At 28.1% G+C, this 1,723-nt stretch carries 2 protein-coding genes; one reads left to right on the top strand and one right to left on the bottom strand.

Annotation, left to right across the window (positions count from 1 at the left end; translation table 11 throughout):
* Positions 1-108 precede the first annotated feature (108 nt).
* Positions 109-579, bottom strand: coding sequence for a peroxiredoxin (locus ABDZ69_RS15555; protein WP_343771090.1), 471 nt, complete (start codon positions 577-579; stop codon positions 109-111).
* Positions 580-728: 149 nt separating this feature from the next.
* On the opposite strand from ABDZ69_RS15555, the gene ABDZ69_RS15550 reads away from it, so the two are divergent.
* On the top strand, positions 729-1,472 hold the full coding sequence (locus tag ABDZ69_RS15550) for a peptidylprolyl isomerase (RefSeq protein WP_343771088.1): 744 nt from the start codon (positions 729-731) through the stop codon (positions 1,470-1,472).
* Positions 1,473-1,723: the final 251 nt, after the last annotated feature.

Genomic DNA, 1,723 nt, shown 5'->3' with positions numbered 1-1,723 from the left:
GCTCAGTCGGTAGAGCAGAGGACTGAAAATCCTCGTGTCCCTGGTTCGATTCCTGGTCGAGCCACCAAAAAAACATACCTTAGATAGGTATGTTTTTTTATTTTTAAATTATTTGCTTAAAAAATTAATTAATTCTTCTATATGATTCTGAACGGACACTTTTCTATAAATCTTTTTTAAAATACCTTCTTCATCAATTAAAAATGTACTTCGTTCAACTCCTAAGACTGTTTTTCCAAACATGGACTTATTACGCAATACACCATAAAGTTGAGAAACTTTACCTTCTGAATCAGAAAGTAAAATAAATGGTAAGTTAAGTTTATTAATAAATTTGTCGTGAGAAGCAAGGGAATCTCTACTTACTCCTATAATTAAGGCATTTAACCCATCCAGGGTTATAGCATTATCTTTAAAAGATTTAGCTTGAGTAGTTCAGCCAGGGGTATTATCTTTGGGATAAAAGTATAAGATTATAGTTTTCCCTCTATAATCTTTTAGACTATGAATTTTTCTATCGGAACCTTCTAGTTCAAAATCTGGAGCGAGCATACCTTCTTCTAATAAAATATTTTCCATATACTTATCACCTCTTGTTAAAATATATATTTAATATGATGATACAATTGAAAAAAATAATTTACAACTAAAATTTGTATTATTTTATGGAAATAACATATTTTATATGTAATAATTAATAAGAAAATACATATAAAAGGAGAATATCTATGGAGAATAAAGTTTTAGCAGTAGTAAATGGAAATGAAATTAAAGAATGGGATCTAGAAGAAGTAATTGAAAAGGTTCCTGTAGACAGACAATCTTATGCGAGAAGTGAAGAAGGGAAGAAGCAATTATTAGAAGAAATAATTGGTTTTGAACTATTTTATAACTATGCAAAAGACAATAATGTAGAAAATGAGAGTAGATTTGTTGAGCAATTAGAAAAAATAAAAAAGGAAGTTTTAGCTCAGTATTCAATAGGGAAACTTCTTTCACAAGTAGAAGTTTCTGATAAGGAAATAGAAGAATACTATAACTCAAATAAGGAGGCGTTTAGAACTGAAGAAAGCATAGTTGCAAAACATATATTGACGACAACACTTGAAGAATCAGAAGAAGCTCTTAAAAAGATTAATAATGGTATGAGTTTTGAAGAAGCGGCAGAAAATTTTTCAATGTGTCCATCAAAGAGTTCAGGTGGTAATTTAGGTACTTTTGGAAGAGGAAGAATGGTTCCAGAATTTGAAAAAGCTGCTTTTGAATTAGAAGTAGGAGTGATAAGTAGTCCAGTTAAAACCCAATTTGGATATCATATTATAAAAGTAGAACATAAAAACCCTACATTTATAATGCCATTAGATAAAGTAAAAGATAATATAAAAAATCAATTACTACAACAAAAACAAAGAATTGAATATTTTAATTTTACAAATAAATTAAGGGAAATATATAAAGTTGAGATAAAGTAGATGTTAATCCAGCTCTTTTGTGAAGTAAAGAGCTGGATTTCACTTATACTCTTCCTAGTGTATCAATATATGATTTAGAGAGAATAAGAAAGATAAAGAGAGTATTAATCATTTAAATTAATCTTATAGTAATATTAACTTAAAAATAGAACTATATATGATGTTATTATTATCTTCGTCGCTAAACGCGGCAAATAAATCTTTAAGATAAATTTAAAAAACATGTTGACAACTTAATTACAGCATGATAA

Source organism: Clostridium malenominatum (assembly GCF_039521365.1).
GTDB classification, from domain to species: Bacteria; Bacillota; Clostridia; order Clostridiales; family Clostridiaceae; genus Clostridium_AW; species Clostridium_AW malenominatum.
Note: the sequence above shows the minus strand (reverse complement) of the source record. Positions and strands in the feature narration are given on the sequence as shown.

Excerpts from the sequence above, each read along its gene's own strand:
- ABDZ69_RS15550 (WP_343771088.1), top strand. The coding sequence starts at position 729 with ATGGAGAATAAAGTTTTAGCAGTAGTAAATGGAAATGAAATTAAAGAA.